The sequence below is a fragment of the Acidimicrobiales bacterium genome (genome assembly GCA_035547835.1).
In the GTDB taxonomy this organism is placed as follows: Bacteria; Actinomycetota; Acidimicrobiia; order Acidimicrobiales; family Iamiaceae; genus DASZTW01.
This window is the reverse complement of the sequence record DASZTW010000012.1, coordinates 20,010-38,815: the sequence shown is the minus strand read 5'-3', so window position 1 is coordinate 38,815 and position 18,806 is coordinate 20,010. Positions and strand designations below refer to the sequence as shown.

At 70.7% G+C, this 18,806-nt stretch carries 15 protein-coding genes; 4 read left to right on the top strand and 11 right to left on the bottom strand.

Features of this window, described 5'->3' with window-relative positions:
- Window positions 1-2: 2 nt before the first annotated feature.
- The 4 genes from VHA73_10670 to VHA73_10655 all read right to left on the bottom strand — a co-directional run bounded on the left by VHA73_10670 (window position 3) and on the right by VHA73_10655 (window position 4,606).
- On the bottom strand, window positions 3-695 hold the full coding sequence (locus VHA73_10670; GenBank protein ID HVX18482.1) for a VC0807 family protein: 693 nt from the start codon (window positions 693-695) through the stop codon (window positions 3-5).
- Window positions 695-2,404, bottom strand: coding sequence for an amidohydrolase family protein (locus VHA73_10665; protein ID HVX18481.1), 1,710 nt, complete (start codon window positions 2,402-2,404; stop codon window positions 695-697). The genes VHA73_10670 and VHA73_10665 overlap by 1 nt, the downstream gene beginning before the upstream one ends.
- Window positions 2,404-3,555: an amidohydrolase family protein gene (locus VHA73_10660; GenBank protein HVX18480.1), complete on the bottom strand. Its 1,152-nt coding sequence runs from the start codon at window positions 3,553-3,555 to the stop codon at window positions 2,404-2,406. Before VHA73_10660 ends, VHA73_10665 begins: the two co-directional genes overlap by 1 nt.
- An 88-nt stretch (window positions 3,556-3,643) precedes the next feature.
- Window positions 3,644-4,606 (bottom strand): enoyl-CoA hydratase/isomerase family protein, encoded by a 963-nt coding sequence (locus tag VHA73_10655; protein HVX18479.1) that lies wholly within the window; start codon window positions 4,604-4,606, stop codon window positions 3,644-3,646.
- An 85-nt stretch (window positions 4,607-4,691) separates the two neighbouring features.
- Here VHA73_10655 and VHA73_10650 point away from each other — a divergent pair, with 85 nt between their 5' ends.
- Both VHA73_10650 and VHA73_10645 read left to right on the top strand, forming a co-directional pair.
- Window positions 4,692-6,002 carry a CoA transferase gene (locus tag VHA73_10650; GenBank protein ID HVX18478.1) on the top strand — a complete coding sequence of 437 codons (1,311 nt, stop codon included), beginning with the start codon at window positions 4,692-4,694 and terminating at the stop codon, window positions 6,000-6,002.
- A complete protein-coding gene (locus VHA73_10645) occupies window positions 6,002-7,387 on the top strand; it encodes an amidohydrolase family protein (GenBank protein ID HVX18477.1) in 1,386 nt (461 codons plus the stop codon). Before VHA73_10650 ends, VHA73_10645 begins: the two co-directional genes overlap by 1 nt.
- 200 nt (window positions 7,388-7,587) lie before the next feature.
- Here VHA73_10645 and VHA73_10640 read toward each other — a convergent pair whose 3' ends face one another.
- Both VHA73_10640 and VHA73_10635 read right to left on the bottom strand, forming a co-directional pair.
- On the bottom strand, window positions 7,588-7,782 hold the full coding sequence (locus tag VHA73_10640) for a ferredoxin (protein ID HVX18476.1): 195 nt from the start codon (window positions 7,780-7,782) through the stop codon (window positions 7,588-7,590).
- Window positions 7,779-9,263, bottom strand: coding sequence for an AMP-binding protein (locus tag VHA73_10635; GenBank protein ID HVX18475.1), 1,485 nt, complete (start codon window positions 9,261-9,263; stop codon window positions 7,779-7,781). Before VHA73_10635 ends, VHA73_10640 begins: the two co-directional genes overlap by 4 nt.
- 43 nt (window positions 9,264-9,306) lie before the next feature.
- Here VHA73_10635 and VHA73_10630 point away from each other — a divergent pair, with 43 nt between their 5' ends.
- Entirely contained in the window at window positions 9,307-10,203 is an 897-nt protein-coding gene (locus VHA73_10630; GenBank protein ID HVX18474.1) for a TIGR03619 family F420-dependent LLM class oxidoreductase, read from the top strand.
- Between the two features lie 91 nt (window positions 10,204-10,294).
- Here VHA73_10630 and VHA73_10625 read toward each other — a convergent pair whose 3' ends face one another.
- Both VHA73_10625 and VHA73_10620 read right to left on the bottom strand, forming a co-directional pair.
- Window positions 10,295-11,950, bottom strand: coding sequence for a polysaccharide biosynthesis tyrosine autokinase (locus tag VHA73_10625; GenBank protein HVX18473.1), 1,656 nt, complete (start codon window positions 11,948-11,950; stop codon window positions 10,295-10,297).
- A gap of 131 nt (window positions 11,951-12,081) precedes the next feature.
- A complete protein-coding gene (locus tag VHA73_10620; GenBank protein ID HVX18472.1) occupies window positions 12,082-12,675 on the bottom strand; it encodes a hypothetical protein in 594 nt (197 codons plus the stop codon).
- Window positions 12,676-13,483: 808 nt separating this feature from the next.
- Here VHA73_10620 and VHA73_10615 point away from each other — a divergent pair.
- Window positions 13,484-16,057 (top strand): hypothetical protein, encoded by a 2,574-nt coding sequence (locus VHA73_10615; protein ID HVX18471.1) that lies wholly within the window; start codon window positions 13,484-13,486, stop codon window positions 16,055-16,057.
- On the opposite strand, the gene VHA73_10610 is transcribed toward VHA73_10615, so the two are convergent.
- Genes VHA73_10610 through VHA73_10600 form a run of 3 tightly spaced genes read right to left on the bottom strand, consistent with a single transcriptional unit; the run spans window position 16,038 to window position 18,804 of the window.
- On the bottom strand, window positions 16,038-16,823 hold the full coding sequence (locus tag VHA73_10610) for a polysaccharide deacetylase family protein (protein HVX18470.1): 786 nt from the start codon (window positions 16,821-16,823) through the stop codon (window positions 16,038-16,040). The two genes, VHA73_10615 and VHA73_10610, sit on opposite strands and share 20 nt — an antisense overlap.
- The gene (locus VHA73_10605; GenBank protein ID HVX18469.1) at window positions 16,820-17,869 is read right to left on the bottom strand and encodes a glycosyltransferase; all 1,050 of its coding nucleotides are present in this window, start codon (window positions 17,867-17,869) and stop codon (window positions 16,820-16,822) included. The genes VHA73_10610 and VHA73_10605 overlap by 4 nt, the downstream gene beginning before the upstream one ends.
- A complete protein-coding gene (locus VHA73_10600; GenBank protein HVX18468.1) occupies window positions 17,866-18,804 on the bottom strand; it encodes a sulfotransferase in 939 nt (312 codons plus the stop codon). The genes VHA73_10605 and VHA73_10600 overlap by 4 nt, the downstream gene beginning before the upstream one ends.
- Window positions 18,805-18,806: the final 2 nt, after the last annotated feature.

Below are 18,806 nucleotides of genomic sequence, written 5' to 3'. Positions count from 1 at the left end.
GCTCAGCCGCCCGCGCCTTCGGCGGCCAGCACCCACGGTCCGAGCTCGGGGTCCCGCTTGAAGCAGCGGCGCGGGTAGCCGAGCGAGAACACGAACAGCCCCGCCGTGAACGGCCAGCCGGCCGACCGCACCAGCAGGAACTGGTTGGTCGACGCGGTGAGCAGCGCGACGCCTTGCGCCGTTCCCGTGGCCACCAGCAGCGCGGCCCACGCCAGCGACAGGCGGGAGAACGCCCGGCGGTACGCGTCGTGCGAGCGGATCTCGTCGGGGAACGGATAGAAGACCAGGGCGATGTAGCCGACGAGCGGGCGCCGCACGAGCACCGACACGACGAACGCCAGCGCCACGAGGAAGTTCGTGGCCACACCCGGGCCGAAGTAGACGGTGCCCGACGAGGTCAACAGGCCGGCGGCGCCGCGGACCAGCACGAAGCAGAGGCTGATCCACACCAGCGCGCCAGCTGCTTCGCCGCGGCGGCGTCGCACCACGATCAGCCCGATCGACCAGATCGTGCCGGCCACCATCGCCCAGCCGAGCCCAACCCAGCTGTTGAGGCCGAGGAACAGCGCGAACGGGATGATCGAGTCGGTCACGAACTTGCGACCGAAGCGTTCGAGGACCGACCGCACCGTCGGCGGTGGCGGCAGGGCGTCGATGGTGACGTCCTCGGTCCTCAGCCGGTCGACGATCCCCATCACGTTCCCCCTGATCGCAACACGGTCCCGGGCGTCGAGCCCGTGAACGCCCCGTCGCGCACGATGGCCGAGCCGTTCACCCACACCGATTGGATCCCCTCAGATTCGGCGTAGAGGCGTGCGGCTCCTCCGGGCAGGTCGTCGCGGGTGCGGACCGGCCCGGGCGCCACCGTGTCGGGGTCGAACAGGACGAGGTCGGCGTGCCACCCCTCGCGCACTTGGCCTCTGCCATCGAGTCCGTACAGCCGCGCCGGCACGTCGGTGAGCTGGCGGACGGCTTCCTCCAGCGAGATGACCTGGTGGTCGCGCACCCCTTCTGCCAGCAACGACGTGGTGGCCACCGCGCCGCACATCATGTCGAGGTGGGCACCGGCGTCGGACCCGCCGATGACCGTGCGCGGATCGGCCCACACCGCGGCGCGTGCTTCGGCGTCGCCGGGTTGGTCGACCATGAACCGGGGATCGAGACCGGTGCGGAGGTCGTCGGCGACCACCACGTCGCACAGCACGTCGAACGGGTCGCCGCCCCGCTCCGCTGCGACGTCGCGGAGGGTGCGACCTTCCAGCCCCGCGTTGGCCGGGTCGAACGTCTCGACGATCGCGAACCGTCCCCAGTCGGCCAGCGCTCTGAGCAACCCGGCTTCGTCGGACCGTGCGCCAGCGTCGAGCCGCCGGCGGACGCCGGGGTCGCCCAACGCCGCGATCCGTTCGGGAACGGGTAGGCCGATGAACTCGGCCCAGCCCGGCAAGGAGTCGAACAGGAAGCCGGAGCGCAAGCTCAGCCGCATCTGCATCCGGTGCGGGAGCGTGAGCGCCACCACGGTCGCGCCGTGCGCGGTCGCGTGGTCCGACGCGGCGAGCTGGTGCTCGTGTTGCGCCGGGTTCCCGGCCGACACCCCGAGCACGTTCCAGTTGACGGCCGCGCGGGAGGCGAGCGACAGGTCGGTGAGGAGTCGCACCTCGTCGTCGCTGAACTGGCCGAGGCTCCCGGCCGGCACGAGCGACACCGACATGCCCGGCACGTCCGCCAGCACGCCGGCCAGCGCGAGCAGCTCGTCGCGGCCAGCGGCCCGCGACGGCACAGGGTTCCCGTCGCGGTCGCGGTGGGTGCCTGCTTGCGACGTCGACAAGCCGAGGCCGCCTTCGTTCAGCGACCGGCGCAGCAAGGCGACCATGGCCGCCACCTGCTCAGGGGTCGCCGGCGAGCCGATGGCGTCGTCGCCCATCACCACCCGCCGCAGCGCGGAGTGGCCGACCAGGAACCCGGCGTTCACCGCGATCGATCCCTCGAGGCCACCCAACCAGTCGCCGAAGCTGTTCCAGTCCCATGCGAGCCCGGCCGACAGCGCCTCGATCGGCATGCCCTCGACGCGGGCGAGCATCCGCATGAGGTAGTCGGCGTGGTCGGGGCCGGCCGGCGCGATCGTGAAACCGCAGTTGCCGCCGAGCACCGTCGTCACCCCGTGCAACGGCGATGGGCTGGCGGTGGGGTCCCAGCAGAGCTGCGCGTCGTAGTGCGTGTGCAGGTCGACGAAGCCGGGCGCCAACACGAGCCCGGTCGCATCGACGTGCTGCACCGCCGGTTCGTCGAGGGCGCCGGGGTCGCGGATCGCGACCACGCGCCCGTGGCGCACACCGACGTCGGCCAGCCGGGCGGGCGCGCCGGTGCCGTCGACCAACGTCGCACCCGCGAACCGCACATCGAGCATCAGTCGGTCCCCCAACCGGCGGGAGGAAGCGGGTGGCCGAACAGCGCGGCCGCGTTGCCGGCGCAGATCGCGGTCCGCTCCGCTCCGGGCAAGTGACCGAGCGTGGCGGCGACGACCGCTTGGCTGTCGGGCCACGTGGAGTCGGCGTGGGGGTAATCGGTCTCCAGGCAGATGTGGTCGACGCCGATCCGCTCGCGCAGGGCCATCACCGACGGGTCGTCGATCGTGCAGTACCAGAAGCTGCGGGCCGCCACCTCGCTGGGTCGCAGGTCGCCGGACCAGGCCTGGCTCTCGGCGCCCGACGCCGAGTGGTCGAGCACGTAGTCGACCCGGTCGTAGAACATCGGCACCCAGCCGATGCCGCCTTCGCTCAGCGCGATCCGCAACTCGGGGTGGCGGATCGGCACGCCCGACCACAACCACTCGTTGGCCGCGAGGTAGGCGTTGGCCGGGAACAGGGTCGGGAACGCCTCGAACGGCAAGTCGTCGGACGACAGCGGCGCCCAGCCCGCCGATCCCGTGTGGAGGCACAGCACCGTGCCCGTCTCCGCGCACGCCGCGAAGAACGGGTCCCATGCGCCGGTGCGCAGGCTCGGGCAGCCGACTCTGGTGGGGAACTCGGGGAAGCTCACAGCTTTGAACCCCCGAGCGGCGTTGGCTCGCACCTCGACCGCGGCGACAGCCGGGTCGGCCAACCAGGGAATCTGCAGCGGGACGATCCGCTCGGGGTGCGTGCCGGCCCACACCTCGGCGTGCCAGTCGTTCCACGCCCGCACACATGCCAGGCCGAGCTCCGGGTCCGAGCACCGCGAGAACACGGTGCCGGCAAACCCGGCGATCAGCGATGGGAAGCACACGGATGCCCAGATGCCGGCCTGGTCCATGTCGGCCACACGGGCGTCGATGTCGAAGCAGCCGGGCCGCATCTCGTCGAAGCGGGCCGGGTCCATGCTCCACTGGTCGCGGGGACGGCCGACCACGGCGTTGAGCCCGACGTTCGGGTACTGCTGGCCGTCGAACTGCCAGTACTGCGTGCCGTCGTCAGCCTCGTGGACGGCCGGCGCCCGATCGGCCAGCGACGCCGGCATGCGGCCGTCGAACAGGTCAGGCGGCTCGATCAGGTGATCGTCGACCGAGATGATGGCGGGCACCCGCCGAAGTCTAAACCTGACACCCACGTCAGGTCCCCACCAACCCACCTGCTGTGAGCACTTACCAACCCACCAGGTGGCCAAGTGCTCACAGCACGGGGGGGTGGACGTGGTTGACGAGGCCCCAGGCGAGGGCGGTGGAGGCGTCGAGGGTGGCGCCGGACAAGCCGAGCAGGGCGGTGCGGTGACGCCCCATCCGCCGGCTCAGGCTCACCGTGCCGCCGGCGCCCGGGATGAGGCCGAGGCGGACCTCGGGCAGGATCGCAGTGAAGTCCGACCGGGCTTCGACGAGGGCCGCGAAAGCCGGGAGCTCGATGCCCGATCCGGCGCACGGACCGTGCACCTCGAAGCGGAGGCCCGGCCCAAGTCTCGCCCCGAGCTGATCGAGCGCCCGGCCGATGCTCGCCGTGAGTCGCACCAAGTGGGCTGACGCGGGGTCGCCGAACGATCCGAACTCGTCGAGGTCGCCGCCGCTGCAGAAGCTCGGCCCCTCGCCGCGCACGACCACCTCGGAGACCGACGGGTCGGCCAGCGCCACCGCCAGCGCCGCGAGCCATCCGTCGCGCAGCGTGCGATCGAGCGCGTTGCGGACCTCTGGTCGGTCGAGGATCACGTCGACGCGGCCACCTGACCGTTCGACGCGCACGGGCAGGCCGTCGCTCACGGCGCGCTCCCGCGCCGGGTGGCTGGCACGCCAACGGGCGAACTCCGGGCCGCCCTGCAACATCGAGTACACGGCCGACTCGGCCACCAAGCCCGCCTCCACGTCGACTGTGGCACGGGCGGACCGCAACAGCAGCACGAAGGCGGTGGCGGCCAACGGCGTGGCCTCGACCGTCGCCTCGATGGCCCCGATGGTGGTGACGGCGGGGTCGACCACGGCGTCGCACCACGGGGGTGTGTCGAAGGCCGGACGGTCTACCCCGACCACCACGCACGGCAGGCTGGTGAGCAGCCGGTGGTCGACGAACGCACCGGCCTCGGGTCGCACGGTGACCAGCAGCCCGGACGGGTCGGACAGCTCCTCCGCCGCGAACGGGGAGGCCAGCAACTCGGCGAGCTCGCCGTCGGACAGGTCGATCGCTCGGATAGCGGGACTGTACGCGGCGGGCGACCGCCCTTGGCACAATCAGGGCGTGGATCCTCAGATCGCCCGGTGGGCGGCCAGCGGTGCGCTGGAGCTGACCGGACGGGCCGACGGCCCACCGATCGGGCCTCCCCGGCCGCTGCTCGACCTGCTCGACCTGCTCGACGAGCAGCTGGGCGTCGACAGCGCGGCCTTGCTCGCCGAGCGGGCCGCCATCGCGGGTCTGCGGCGTCGCAGTCCGATCAGTTGCGGTGGCGGCACACGCTTGTTGTCCACGGCCGATGGTTGGCTGGCCCTCACCCTCGCTCGCCCCGAGGACGTCGAGCTCATCCCGGCATGGCTCGAGCTCGACTCCCTGCCCGGGGCACTCTCGTTCGACGCCGTGGCCCCGGAGCAGCCAGCACCGTTCGGGGCGGTCGCCGCGCTCGTGGCTTCGCGCCGAGCTGCCGACCTCGATGAGCGAGCGGCCGAGTTCGGCCTCCCTGCCGCGGCGCTCGGCGTGGCAGCCGAACCGACAACCACCGGGACCGCCCGCGTGGGAGCCCAACCGACAACCACCGGGACCGCCCGCGTGGCAGCCCAACCGACAACCACCAGGACCGCCCGCGTGGCAGCCGAACCGACAACCACCGGGACCGCCCGCGTGGCGGCCGAACCGGTGGCGACGGCGTTCGGCCTGCCCGTCAGGGCGACACCGTTCGAGGGCCGGCCCCGCCGATCGAGCGGGTCTCCCGGCGAACCGCTGCGGGACCTGACCGTGGTCGACCTGTCGTCGTTGTGGGCGGGTCCGCTCGCCGGGCGCCTGCTCGGCGAGGCCGGACCGCGGGTCCTCAAAGTCGAGTCGGTGCAACGGCCCGACGGCGCCCGCCGAGGGCCGACCGAGTTCTACGAGCGCTTGAACGGTGCCAAGCAACACGTCCGGGTCGACTTCACGACGGCCGACGGCCGCGCCGAGTTGCACGACCTCCTCCGCCGGGCCGATGTCGTGATCGAGGGCTCGCGCCCCCGGGCGTTGGAGCACCTCGGCATCGTGGCCGCCGAGCTCCTCGAGGCTGCCGACGGCCCCACCGTGTGGGTGTCGATCACCGGCTTCGGGCGGGCCGAGCCGTGGCGCAACCGGGTGGCGTTCGGCGACGTGGCGGCGGTGGCCGGGGGCTTGGTGGTCTACGACGACCGGGGCCCGTGTTTCGTGGCCGACGCGGTCGCCGACCCCGTTTCGGGGATGGTCGCCGCGGCCGCCACGCTCGCCACCCTGCGCAGCGGTGGACGTTGGCTGCTCGACGTGGCGATGGCCGGCGTTTCGGCCCACGTCGCCGGCGAACCCGTGCCGATCGACCTGCCCGCAGAGCCCGGACGCTGATGCAGATCCTGCTCAGGGGCGCCGAGGTCGACGGCGCCACGGTCGACGTCACGATCCGCCACGGCCGCATCGTGGCCCGCCCGTCTGCGGCCCCCGACGAGGTGATCGACGCGGGCGGCGGCGCGCTCATCGGTGGGCTGCACGACCACCACCTGCACCTCCTGGCAATGGCCGCGGCCGACCACTCGCTCGACCTGGCAACTGCGACGGACCCAGCCTCGTTCGACGAGGCACTCGCCATCCGCCCTGGCACGCTCGCGGGAGGCGGCTGGCTGCGGGCAGTGGGCTACGACGACCAGGTCCACGGCCCCCTCGATCGGCGCCGTCTCGACCACCTCGCGCCGGACCGGCCGGTTCGTGTCCAACACCGTTCGGGCGCGTTGTGGGTCCTCAACAGCCGGGCGCTCACCGAACTCGGGGTGGACGCCGACCGGCCCGGGCACCCCGGCTTTCCCGGCCGACCCGACCGACCCGGTCCGCCGGGACTCCCCCACCCGGAGGCCGACGACCTCGCGGACGGGCGGCTGTTCCGCAGTGACGAGTGGCTGCGGGATCGCCTACCGCCGCCACCGCCGCCCGATCTCGCTGCAGTCGGCCGGCGTCTTGCGTCGTATGGCATCACCGGCGTCACCGATGCAACCCCCACCGCCGACCCGGCGCACCACCGACTTCTGGCCGACGCGGTGCGCAGCGGTGCGCTGCCGCAACAGGTGATCGTCATGGGCGGCCCGCCGCTGGCCGAGGCCGACCCGCCGCCGCCGCTCACCAAGGGCCCGGTGAAAGTGGTCATCGCGGACCATGCGCTTCCGCCGCTGGCCGACCTCGAGCAGTGGTTCCGTCGCGCCCACCGGGCGGGGCGCCCCGTCGCCGTCCACTGTGTGACCCGGGTGGCGCTCGCGCTCGCGGTCGCGGCGTGGGACGAGGTCGGCTCGCTCCCCGGCGATCGCGTGGAGCACGCGTCGGTCACCTCACCCGATCTCGCCATCCGCCTGCACGAACACGGCCTGACGGTCGCAACGCAACCCGCGTTCGTGGCGGCTCGTGGCGACCGCTACCTGGCCACCGTCGACCCGGTCGACCGGCCCGACTTGTACCGCTGCGCCACCCTGCTCGCCGCGGGGGCGCCGGTGCTCGGCAGCAGCGACGCGCCGTACGGCCCCGAGGACCCGTGGATCGCGATCCGCGCGGCGGTCGAGCGGCGCACCGGGTCGGGCGTGCCGATCGGACCGGGCGAAGCGTTGCGGCCTGACCAGGCGCTGGCCTTGTACGCCCCGCCGCCTGCGGCGCCCGCTGGCCTGGTCCTGCTCGACGCCCCACTCGCCGAGGTCCTCGCCGACCCTCGCAAGGAGCGTGTGGTGCGAACCTTCTGCGCGCCCCCGACCTGACGGCCCGGCGGCGCCCCGCCACGTGACGGGCGGCGCGCGGCACCTGCCGGCCTCACCTGACGGCCGGCGCGCTCGGCGGCACCCACCTGCCCGCCAGCCTCACGTGACGCCGCGGCACCTGCCGGCCAGCCGCTCGACCTGCCCGCCAGCCTCAGGCGACGCCCCCCTGACGGCCCCACCGGACGGACGGGCCGCGGAGCTCACTCCAACGTGATGGCGCGCTCGGGGCAGTTGCGGACGGCTCGCTCGGCCGCCGAGATGTCGTCGTCTGATTCGACGGTGCCGTCGCCGATCACTTGCCCGTAGCCTGACTCGTCGTCGGTGAACAAGGCTGGTTCCAAGGCGTAGCAGCGACCGTGCCCGGTGCAGACCTCCGGGTCGATCCGCACTTTCACGACAGCTCGCCTTTCAAGACCCGGCGCAGCAGCTTGCCGGTCTCGTTGTACGGCAGGTCGCGGCGGATGTCGACGCGGGCCGGCACCCGCGACGAGCGCAACTGCGTCCGCACCCACTCCTGCAGCTCGGCTTCGTCGGCGCGGCCCCCGTCGGTGAGCACCACCGCCGCGGCCACGACCTCGCCCCACTCGTCGTCGGGCACACCCACGACCGCGACTTCGGCGACGGCTTCGTGCTGCAGCAGCACGTCTTCGACCTCACCCGGCGAGATGTTCTCGCCGCCCCGCACGATCACGTCGTCGAGGCGACCTTCGACGAACAAGAACCCGGCCGCGTCGAGGTAACCGGCGTCGTTGGTGGGGAACCAACCGTCGTCGGTGAGGGCGTTGCGCTCGAGGTACTCGCCGGCGATCTGCTCGCCCCGCACCCATATCTCGCCGGTCTCGCCGGTGGCCACCTCCTTGCCGTCGGGGTCGCGGATCTCGAGCTCGAGGATCGGCAAGGGACGCCCGACCGAACCGAGCCGCGCGACGACCGACGGGTCGTTGCTGTCGTGGGCCTCGCGGTGGTCCGCCGGCCCGAGCACGGCGATCGTGCTCGAGGTCTCGGTGAGGCCATATGCGTTGACGAATCCGACGTGCGGCAACAGGTCCATGGCCCGGCTGACGATCGACACGGGCATGCGCCCGCCACCGTAGGAGAGGTGCGCCAGCGCCGGCAGCGTCGTGCCGCGCCGTTCGATTGCGTCGAGCACCCGCCCGAGCATGGTGGGCACGACCATCGCGTGGGTGATGTCCTCCTCTTGTGCGATCCGCACCCACTCGTCGGGGTCGAACTGCGGGAGGTACACGATGCGGCGGCCCGAGTACGTGGCCGACAAGATCGCCATCATCCCGGCGATGTGGTACGGCGGCACGCTCACCAAGCTGGCTTCGTGCTCGCCGGCGGCCATGTACTCCACGGTCGACAGCACGTATGCCACCAGGTGGCGGTGGCGCAGCAGAGCCACTTTCGGGTCGCCGGTGGTGCCACTGGTGAACAGCCAGATGGCCACCGCGTCGGGGTCGGTGTGGGCGTCCTCGACCGGTTCGGCGGTGGCCAGGCGCGCGGCGGCTTGGTCGTGGCTGAGCACCTCGACACCGTCGATGCCGGCGATGCGGGCGACGGCGTCGTCGTCGGCTTCGACGACCGCCGGCGCGAGCCGCCCGACGATGGCGCGGAGCCGGTCGTCGGCAAGGCGGTAGTTGATCGGCGAGAACGGCACCCCGGCGATGGCGCTGGCGAACAGCTGCACGGGGATCGACGCGGAGTTGACCGCGACCACGCCCGACCGCTCGACGCCGGCCGCCTGCAGCGCGCCGGCGCCCCGGCGGGCCTCGTCGAGCAGTTGCGCGTACGTGAGGGCCTGGTCGCGCGTGCCGACCGCGAGGCGGTCCCCCATCCCTTCGGCCGCCATCTCGAGCAGCATGACGATGTTCATCGCTGCGACAGTACTTGGCGTCCCATCGCCTACCTTCACCGGCATGCACGTCGGGTTCACGTCGATGAACACCCTCGACGACATCGCGCCGGCCGAGCTCGGACGGCTGTTGGAGGACGCGGGTTACGAGTCGCTGTGGACGGGCGAGCACCCACAGATCCCCGTCGAGCGGCGCACGCCGTACCCCGCCGGTGGCGAGCTCCCGGCGCCGTACCTCGAGATGATGAACCCGTTCCTCAGCCTGCTGGTCGCAGCGGGCGCGACCGAGCGCCTGGTGGTCGGCACGTCGGTGGCACTCCCCCTCGAGCACGACGTGTTCGACCTCGCCAAGACCGTGGCCACGCTCGACCGTCACACCGGTGGCCGGTTCGAGCTCGGCGTGGGGGTCGGCTGGAACGAGGAGGAGCTCGCCAACCACCGGCCGATCCCGTGGACGGCGCGCTACCGGGCCCTCGAGGAGTGCGTCGGTGCGTTACGGGCGTTGTGGACCGACGAGCAGGCCGAGTTCCACGGCGAGTTCTTCGACTTCGACCCGGTCTGGTCGCTCCCCAAGCCCGAGCGACCCCACGGGCCGCCAGTGGTCTGTGGGATGTCGGGCCGCCTCGGCACTGCGCATGCGGTCCGTTGGGCCGACGGCTGGATGCCGATGGACTTGGCCCTCGGCGACCTCGAAGGTGCCCACGGCGGCGTGCACGCCAGCAGCCTCGCCAACAAGATCGACCGGTTCCGTGCCGCTGCGGCCGACGCCGGCCGCGGCGAGCTGCCGATCTCGATGGTGACGTGGGGCGACCCGACGCCCGACACGTTGCGCGCCTACCGGGACTTGGGGGTGCACCGGGTGCTGCTCGGCGCCGGGCGCAAGGGATGGACCGACGCCGCGTCGGCGCGCCCGTTCATCGAGCGCTACGCGGCGGTGCTCGACGAGCTGGCGACCAGCTGAAACCTCTCCGTTCTGGGCTGAAGCCGAAACCTCCGTTCTGGGCTGAAAATGACGCGTCCCAACGCGTAAAAAGCAGCCCAGAACGGAATGGTCAGGTGCGCGAGACGGGCCGGGCGTCCTCGGGCTGACCGTTCCCGTTGGACTTGGTGTCGCCCACGACGTCCTCGAAGGCCTGGCGGCGGGCCCGGCGGCGGGCGCGGCGGCTCTCGTCGAGCTCGGAACCGTACGTGTAGCCGTAGCCATATCCGTAGCCGTAGCCGTAGCCGCCCTTGTTCGGCACCGCGTTGAGCACGGTGCCGGCCAGCGGGGCGTCGACGCTGGCGAACAGCTCGAGTGCACGGTGGAACTCGCGCTTGTTGGTCCGACCCGCGTAGCCCACGAGCAGCATCCCGTCGACCAGGTGGGAGATGAGCAGCGCGTCGGTGACGGGCACGACCGGCGGGCAGTCGATGAGCACCAGGTCGGCCGTCTTCTCCAGGGCGCGCACCACTTGTTCGACCCGGCTGACGTTGAGCAGCTCGGCCGGGTTCGGCGGCGTGGGCCCGGAGGCGAGCAGCCGGAGCCGGGGTTGCTCCTCGACGTCTTGCAAGGCGGCGCCGAGCGACGTCTCGCCCAGCAGCACCGAGGTGAATCCGACGTCGTTGCGCAGCCCGAAGAACTCGTGCACCCGGGGACGGCGGAGGTCGCAGTCGACGATCACGACCTGCAGACCGGCTTTGGCGGCCGAGACAGCCAGGTTGGCGAGCGTGGTGGTCTTGCCCTCGCCAGGGTTGGGGCTGGTGATGCCGATGACGTTCAACGGGTGCTCGATGCCGAGAAACTGCACCGAGGTGCGCAGCGTGCGGTACGACTCGGCCACGACCGACTGCGGGCTCTCGAGCGTGGCGATGTGGGTGTCGGAGCGGGCACGCCAACCTTGGAGCTCGGGGATCATGCCGACCAGTGGCACGTCGCCGGCGATCTCGTCGACGTCGGCCTTCGACTTGAGCGAATCGTCCATGCGGTCGACGAGGAACGCCAGACCGATGCCGAGCAGCACGCCGAGCGCAACGCCGAGCAACGTGTTGCGGAACACCTTGGGCGACGACGGGTTCTGCGGCACCTTGGCGTCGTTGATCACCTGGCCACCGTTTGCGGCACTGAACTGTTGCGCGGCCTGGAGGTTCGACTGGAGCTGTTGGAGCTGGGTGATCTGACTGGAGATGCTCTCGTAGGGGCCACTGCCCGGAGGTAGCGGCGCCGCCTGCTGCTGCAGCCGGGTGATGGTCGCGCTGACGGCCTGGCTCTGCGCGGCGTAACCGTCGACCTGCCGCTGGCGGTCGGCATCGATGTACGCCTTGGCGTACGCGTTCGCAACTGCCGCTGCCTTCTTCTTGTTGGTGCTGTGGGCCTTGAAGGTCAGCAGATCGGCGCTCGATGACGCGGTCACGCTGGCCGTCGCCGAGTAGCCGAGGGCCTTGGCCGCCGCGCGCTTGACCACATCGCTCGAAGCGAACTTCTGCGCGTTGTCGATGTTGCGCTGCAAGTACTGCGGGTTCGGCGAGGCCTGATTGCCGGCGGTGATCTGGCTCACTGCTGTCTGCTGGGGAACGAGCACGTCCGCTGACGCGGTGTACACGGGCGTCTGCATCTTCGACAGACCGCCGGCGAGCACGCCGAGCGCGATGACGGAGACAACCGCCACCCACAGGCGCCGCCGCAGTACGCGCAGGTACTCGCGGAGGTCGAAATCGTCAGTGTGGTCCACGGACTAACCAGTTGTCCTGAGCTTGATGGCTTGGCGCCCGCCTGTTCAGGACCCCCGGATGGTAGTCGCGTCGTGTCGGGTGCACCCTCACAGGCCGCTCGGTCGCCCGCGGCCGACCCGACCACCCGACCTCAGGCACCCGAGGCGGTCCCCAAGATCGCGACCGTGCCGTCGGAGGTGTGGGGCCGGATGATCTGCACGCTGAACAGCGATCCCCAGTAGCGGGCGAAGTCGGCATCGTGCCAGTGGCCCTGACCGCCTGGGTACTGAACCGTCACGACGGACGTCGAAGGGTCGATCCGCATGACGATCCGGTTGGGAGTCGATCCGTCGCGCTTCAAGACGGCTCGAAACTTGCCGTGGGCCACGCGGTGCCGCTTGCCGCGCGTGACGGTGAGCAGGGCCCACCGGTCCGGTGTGATGAAGAACTGGACCGACGCCACCGAGATGCTCGCCTGGCTGCTGACCAGCACGAACTCCTCCGCAGACGTGCGACCGCCGGAGAAGACAGCGTCGCCGGCCACGACACGGGGCACGACGGTCTCGCGGTGCTCGAGGAACGCCGAGGCCGGCACCGTCCCGGCGTCGCGGAGGACCAGTCGCCCGCCCTCCACCTTCATCTTCGACGGCCCCGCCACCGAGTAGTGGCCGTCGCCCGCGAACCGCGCGACCGGACCGTCGGGCCACTTGGCGAAGTCGGCCAGCGCGAGCAGAGGAAACCCCAATGCCGCCTCGCTGCCAAGCGCCTCGTCCACTGTCGACGACGACTCCGTCGGACCCGTCGAGGTCGTGGCTCCACGCCCCCCTTCCCCACACGCTGCGGCGAGCAGCATGAGCGCCAACACACCTGTGCATGCAACCCAACGGCGGCGACCACACAGCGAGCGCGGGCACCGTCTGAACACCTCGACGACGGTACACGCCGGCCCACGGCGACGAGCCTCGTTCACGCCGGCAGCGGGGCGGCCACCTGACCCCGGATAGACAGAACTCGGGCCCGGCGCCCTGGCAGAGGCGTAAGTTGTCTGGATGGCCAGCGTCCTCTCGGCAAGTCCGCCCACGGGACGCGCCTCAACCAGCACCCCGGGCCCCACCCTCAACCGCCCCCGCGAATGGGTCGCTGGCCTCATCGCCGTCGAGGTGCTCGCAGCACTTGGCTGCTTCATCACCTATCTCATGGGGGGAGACCTCTGGGGGTTCGCCGCAGTCGGGCTCGTCTGCACCGCCCTTTCCCAAGTTCCGTTCCTGCTGCCACAGCAGGCCATCTTGTCGATGTGGGGCTTGGCCAGTTTTGTCATCACCATCGGGTCTGGCGTCCGGGGTGTCATGATCGCAATCCACTACCCCAACAGTGACGTCATCGATTCTCTCTTTCTGTTGGGGTCGTCATTTGGGAGTCTCGCTTGGCCGGCCTTCGTCGCCATTGCGACTATCGCCGCCCTCGTATTCGGCTATGTCGCGTCGATAGCGTCCCGACCGCCGCTTCCGCGCGGCTCGAGCACCGCCGACCCACCACCGCCAAGGAAGTGGTCGTTGCACGCGCGCGACCTGAGCGAGCCAACCATCTTGTTCATCGCCGGCCTCTACGCGGTCGTCGGCCTCGCCGCCACGCTCGCCTACGACCGCAGCGTGGGCGGGCTCGGCGCGTCGATCAGCAACCGTCGAACGGTCATAAATGCAACAGCCGCGCAAGCCGGAATCCAGTCGTACGGACATTGGGAGTTCCTGGCGAAGGCTGGCGCCATCGGCGCGATCCTGTTGTTCGCGTACTGGCTCCAGACACGGCCCCGGATTGGGATGATGCGAGGCATGATCCTGGGCGCCCTGTTCCTCAATGGGTTCGGGATCAACCTCATCACAACCACGCGTGCCGACTTGGTCGACGTGGGTGCTGCGGTGGTCGTGGTCATTGTGCTGATTCGGGGTCGCCTGCGAACCACGACGGTGCTCGCCGTGTTGTTTGTCGGCATACTGGGAATCGGCTTCCTTACCGCCCAACGCAAAGGTACCGCCGACTCCAATCCCGGTGTGCTGTATGGGCTAGACAGCGCACTGCTCAATCGCAATGCGTACGACCTCAGCAAGACGCTGAAAATCATTGATGCAGTCCCATCTACGCTCCCATATGAATATGGGAAGACCATCGCGGCGCTCGTCATCGCACCAATCCCTCGGGCAATCTGGCCCAATAAACCCGTAATCACTCCCGGGCCGATCATTGGCCAACGTTTGTACAACCTGGGGCGGAGCGGTGTTCCCCCTGGTATCAGCGGCGAGCTGGTTTGGAACTTCGGCGTACCAGCGGCGGTGATCTTGTCGATCCTCGTCGGCTACCTGCTCGGCCGCTCCGAACGACGGTGGTACCCACGCGATCCGACCGACCTGACGTCGCTCGTCTTCTACTCGCTGGTCATCTTGACGCTCGCCAAAGCCGTCGTCGGGGTTTCCGTCGGTCAAGCGCTCACCGAAGCCCTCCAGACCTGGGTGCTGCTCGTACCGCTGTACCTCCTCGGCCGCCGTGCCCGCGCGCTCGAGCGGCGACGCCAACGCGCGGGCGGTGCGCGGACGCGGGCCCCGCACCGCGAGCCGCCGGCGCTTCGCCCTGCGCCCTCCGGCCCGGCGGCGACACCAGAAGGCGTCACCCTCGAACCCGTCATGTTCCGCGGCCGGCCGCACCGACCGGCCGGAGCGGCGCGCCGCCCCAGGCTGGAACCGCAGGTTCGGGTCCTCCCGCACGAGCCGGACGCGATCCCGGACGAGATCGTGGCGCCCATCGCGTCCTTCGACGACTTCACGACCGGACCGCCGCCGGAGCTCGGCTTGTCCCGACAGCAGCCCTCACGTCGTGCGCGCGGGGTGCGAATGCTGCGAGGGGCAGGCGTCCGGGCCGCCGGCGCGATCGTCGACCAGGCGCTTTCCAGCCTGCAGAACTTCGTCGTGCTGTTCGCCGCGCTGCACTACCTGTCGGTCGGCGGCATCGGCGAGTTCACGCTCGCTTACACGATCAGCTTGCTGGCGCTCTCGACCGTCCGGTCGCTGGTCCTCGAGCCGATCACCATCCGGTTCTCGGCGGCTGGCGACCGTGACCGGCGGAGCGCCACCGCGAGCGCCTCGGGTGCGTCCTTGCTACTCGGGCTGCTCACCACCGCGCTGGCGCTGCTCGCCTTCCCACTGCTTCCCCGTCACGCCGCCCTCATCGTGCTTGCAGCCGCCGCGATCATGCCGCTGCTGCTCGTGCAAGACGCCTGGCGCTTCCACCTCTTCGCGTCAGGCCGAGCATGGGCCGCTGCCGCGAACGACGGCATCTGCCTGATCGCAACCGGGCTGGTGACGCTCGCAGTGGTACACCACGGCCACCCGACCGTCCCGGTGCTCATGATCGTCTGGGGGGTGGGCACTGGCGCTGGTCTGATCGCGGGGATCGTGCAGATCGGCGTGCTCCCGGGCGCTCGAAGCGCGTGGCGGTGGCTGACCTCTCACAAGGATCTCGGCCTGAGGCTTGCCGGGGAGACGCTCGCCCAGCAGGCAGCGGGCCGCCTGTCGCTCATCATGTTGAGCGGCATCGTGAGCGTCGGCGCGCTCGGCGAGCTCAGCGCCTCGCGAACGCTCATGACCCCGTTGACGACGTTGATCGCAGCGACGATCGCCTTCGCGGTGCCCGAGGCCGTACGGCTGCGGGCTCGCAGCGGCCGGCAGTTGGACCTGTACGTCACCGGCCTGAGCATCGCGCTCGTCGCCACCGTCGTCGTGTTCACGGCGGGCCTCTACTTCCTCCCCGCCCGTCTCGGGCACCTGCTCGCCGGCAAGAACTGGGGCATCTCGAAGAAGCTGCTGATACCTACGGCGCTGTGGGCGGCCGGCATGGGTGCGAACCAGGGACCACGGGTGGGCCTCCGGGCCGTGCAGCAACCCAAGTTGATCCTCCGGGTCGCGTCCTTCCTCGGCGTCTGCCTCCTGGTCGGCACCACCATCGGCGCGGTGACCGCAGGAGCAGAAGGCGCGGCGTGGGGCTTCGGCCTGGTGAGCGCCTTCGGGCAGGTGCCGTGGCAGATCGCCTACCGGCGAGCCAATCCTCGGGCCCGCCGCGCTAGCGAGACCGACTCATGAAGACGCGCAGGTCGCGTGCCAAGTGGAGCGGGTCGACGGGATCTCGCCGCAGGTAGCCCTCTCGCGCGAAGCGCTCGGCGACGTTGCGGCCGCGCACCCCCGAGGCCGGCGTGACGCCGAGAGCGCCACACCAGCGAACGATCTGGTCGACCGGCGCGCTGGCGAGCGATCCGTACGGCCAGGCGAAGTGGTCAGCTCGGCCCAGGCGCCGGCGCAGCAGTTCCACCGACTCGCAGACCTGTGCCTCGGCCTCGGCCAGGCTCATCTGCGCCAGCGGCCGGTGCTCGCGGGAGTGGCTGCCGACCACATGGCCGAGCTCGACGAGCCGGTCGAGGTCGGCCCAACCCATCACACCTTCGCGCTGGGGGCGCCGGTAGAACCGGTCGACTTCATCTGGTGCCGCGCCGATGACCCCGGTCGGCACGAAGAAGGCCGCCGACACACCGTGGCTCGCCAACATCTCGGCCGCGCCGCGGTTGCTCAGGAACCCGTCGTCGAAGCTGAGTGCGATCGACCCTGCCCCCGCCGAGCCAGACCCGTTCGCCGCGTTCACGGCCACGGCGTAGTCGACGATCCGCTCCCGCTGTCGCACAACGAACCGTTCCAACGACGCGAGCGAGCGCGGCGGCGTGTCGTGAACCAGGACCACCATGGCACCCGGCTCCCGGAGCGAACGACGGTGGCGCCCGCCGACCAGGTACGCAGCGCTCGCGGCTTCCAACGCCATGCCCCGGCCGAACGCCCGCGCCCTCGACCGGGCGGTCACGCGTCGAGCTCCTCGAAGAACTCGATGAGCTCTGCGGCTCGATCGCCCCATGACGGCACCTTCGCCGACCAGGCCTGCGCCCGGGCCGCGAGCACCTGGCGCTCGCTCGGGTCGCGCAGCAGCCCGACGATGGCGGAGCCCACCGCATGCGGCTCGAACGGGTTGACGAGCCGAACCGCCCCCTCGACCATCTCCGGCATCGACGATCGATCCGAGCAGATCGTGGGGCAGCCCGCGTGCAGCCCGTCGTAGAGCGCGAACGAACCCGCGTTCTCGCAAGTCGACATGAACACCGCGACCTCTGCTTCGGCATAGAGGGACTGCAGCTCTGGACCAGTTGCCGCCCGCACCTCGATGCGGTGATCGAGCCCGCGGTCCATGATCCGCTTGCGCACGGCCGCGGCGTAGCGACGGTCGCGATCCGCCCCCGCGATTCGAACGGTCACCGCCGGCGGGAGCTCGGCGTCGACGATCGCAACGGCCTCGACCAGCTCCAAGATGCCCTTGTAGGGATAGAGGTGCGACACACACAGGATCAGGCCCCCGTCGCGTCGGCCCTCAGTCCCGTCGGCGACCTCGAGTGAGCGGGCGCCACCGCGGATCACGCGATATGGCATCGTCGCGGCATCCGCGAACCGCGCCAAGTACAGCGACCGTGCGTAATGCGAGCCGAACACCAGGCCGTCCACACATCCGACCGAGCGGCGCAGACGGTGGAGCAACAGGCGGTGCCGAGCCCGGTTCTGCACGCTCGACGACGGAGCGTGGACCGTTCGCGCGTCGAAGGGGGCCACGTTCAACGGCCAGAGCACGGTGCGGGCTCCGGCCACTTCGATCGCCCGGGAGCCGAGGAACAGCACATGCGTGGCGCCGGCCGAGTGCCGATCGAGCTGCAGACGGCCGAGCCGTGGCGTCTCCGCCCGCCCGACCTCGCGGCCGAGCTGCACCTCGAGCTCGCTCACGAGGCGTTCGCCGAAAGCGATCCCACCCGAGCTCGTCAGGCCCGGCGCCACCACCAGCAAGTTGATGTCGCGGCGGCGCTTCACATCGCCCCTTCGAGCTCTTCGTCGAGCAGCCGTTGCAGCACGCGCCGCTCGGCCGGGGCCAAGTCGGTGGCGCCCGCACCGGGGGTCAGCGATGCCGGCAACCGGCCAGGGTCGAGCTGGCGCAGGTCTCCGCCGATGAACTCGAGCACCTCGCCGACCGTTTCGCGTGGCGATTCGCAGAGCTTCCGGTAAGGGACGACCAGCGCTGCCGGGTGGCGCTCGAAACCGGCACGGCGTCGCGCCCGTTCGAGCACCGCGACCTGGCGTGCCACTTGTTCGACCAACGATCCGTCACGGACCTGCTCGGCCGGCGCCGGTTGCAGCCCCAGCCGGGCAGGCGCCGCACCACCGACCCGCCGATCGAGCGCGACCAGCGAGGCTGCCACATCGATCGCTGGCCGCTCGAGGACCAAGAACCGCGCCGACGGAAGGGTGAACATCTCGTCGGGGTGCGCCAGCACCAGGAAGTTCTTGTACACCGTCGGTGCACCGAACACCTTCGACACGTCGTCCAGCACCTGCTGCAGTCGATCGATGGGCCACGGCTCCAAATCGCGGACCATCGAGTTCGCCGAATGGCCGAGCACCGCGCGCCAGAAGTAGCCGAACTCGTGCGGATCAAGGGGCTCGACCGTGCGACCCGCCATCGACGACGTCGACAGGGTCACTTCGCCGGTGGTCAGCTGGCGCTGCAGGGTGGCGCCCACAGTCGGTACCCGCCAGAAGAAGGCCATGAGGTTCGAGACGTAGCCGACGCAGCCGGTTCGCGCGAGGAGCTGATACAGGATCGTCGTGCCGGTCCGTGGCAGGCCGGTGATCTGCACCGACGTGTGCGAGTCGCCGGTCGGGCCTGCGGTACCGAACACCGGCTCGAGGGTGTCGTTCAACAGACTCAGGAACGACTCGAAGTCGTCGGACTTGTCGAGGAAGGACACCG

Coding starts and splice junctions, on each gene's coding strand:
- VHA73_10665 (HVX18481.1), bottom strand. CDS start 2,404: ATGCTCGATGTGCGGTTCGCGGGTGCGACGTTGGTCGACGGCACCGGC.
- VHA73_10635 (HVX18475.1), bottom strand. CDS start 9,263: ATGAACATCGTCATGCTGCTCGAGATGGCGGCCGAAGGGATGGGGGAC.
- VHA73_10670 (HVX18482.1), bottom strand. CDS start 695: ATGGGGATCGTCGACCGGCTGAGGACCGAGGACGTCACCATCGACGCC.
- VHA73_10645 (HVX18477.1), top strand. CDS start 6,002: ATGCAGATCCTGCTCAGGGGCGCCGAGGTCGACGGCGCCACGGTCGAC.
- VHA73_10630 (HVX18474.1), top strand. CDS start 9,307: ATGCACGTCGGGTTCACGTCGATGAACACCCTCGACGACATCGCGCCG.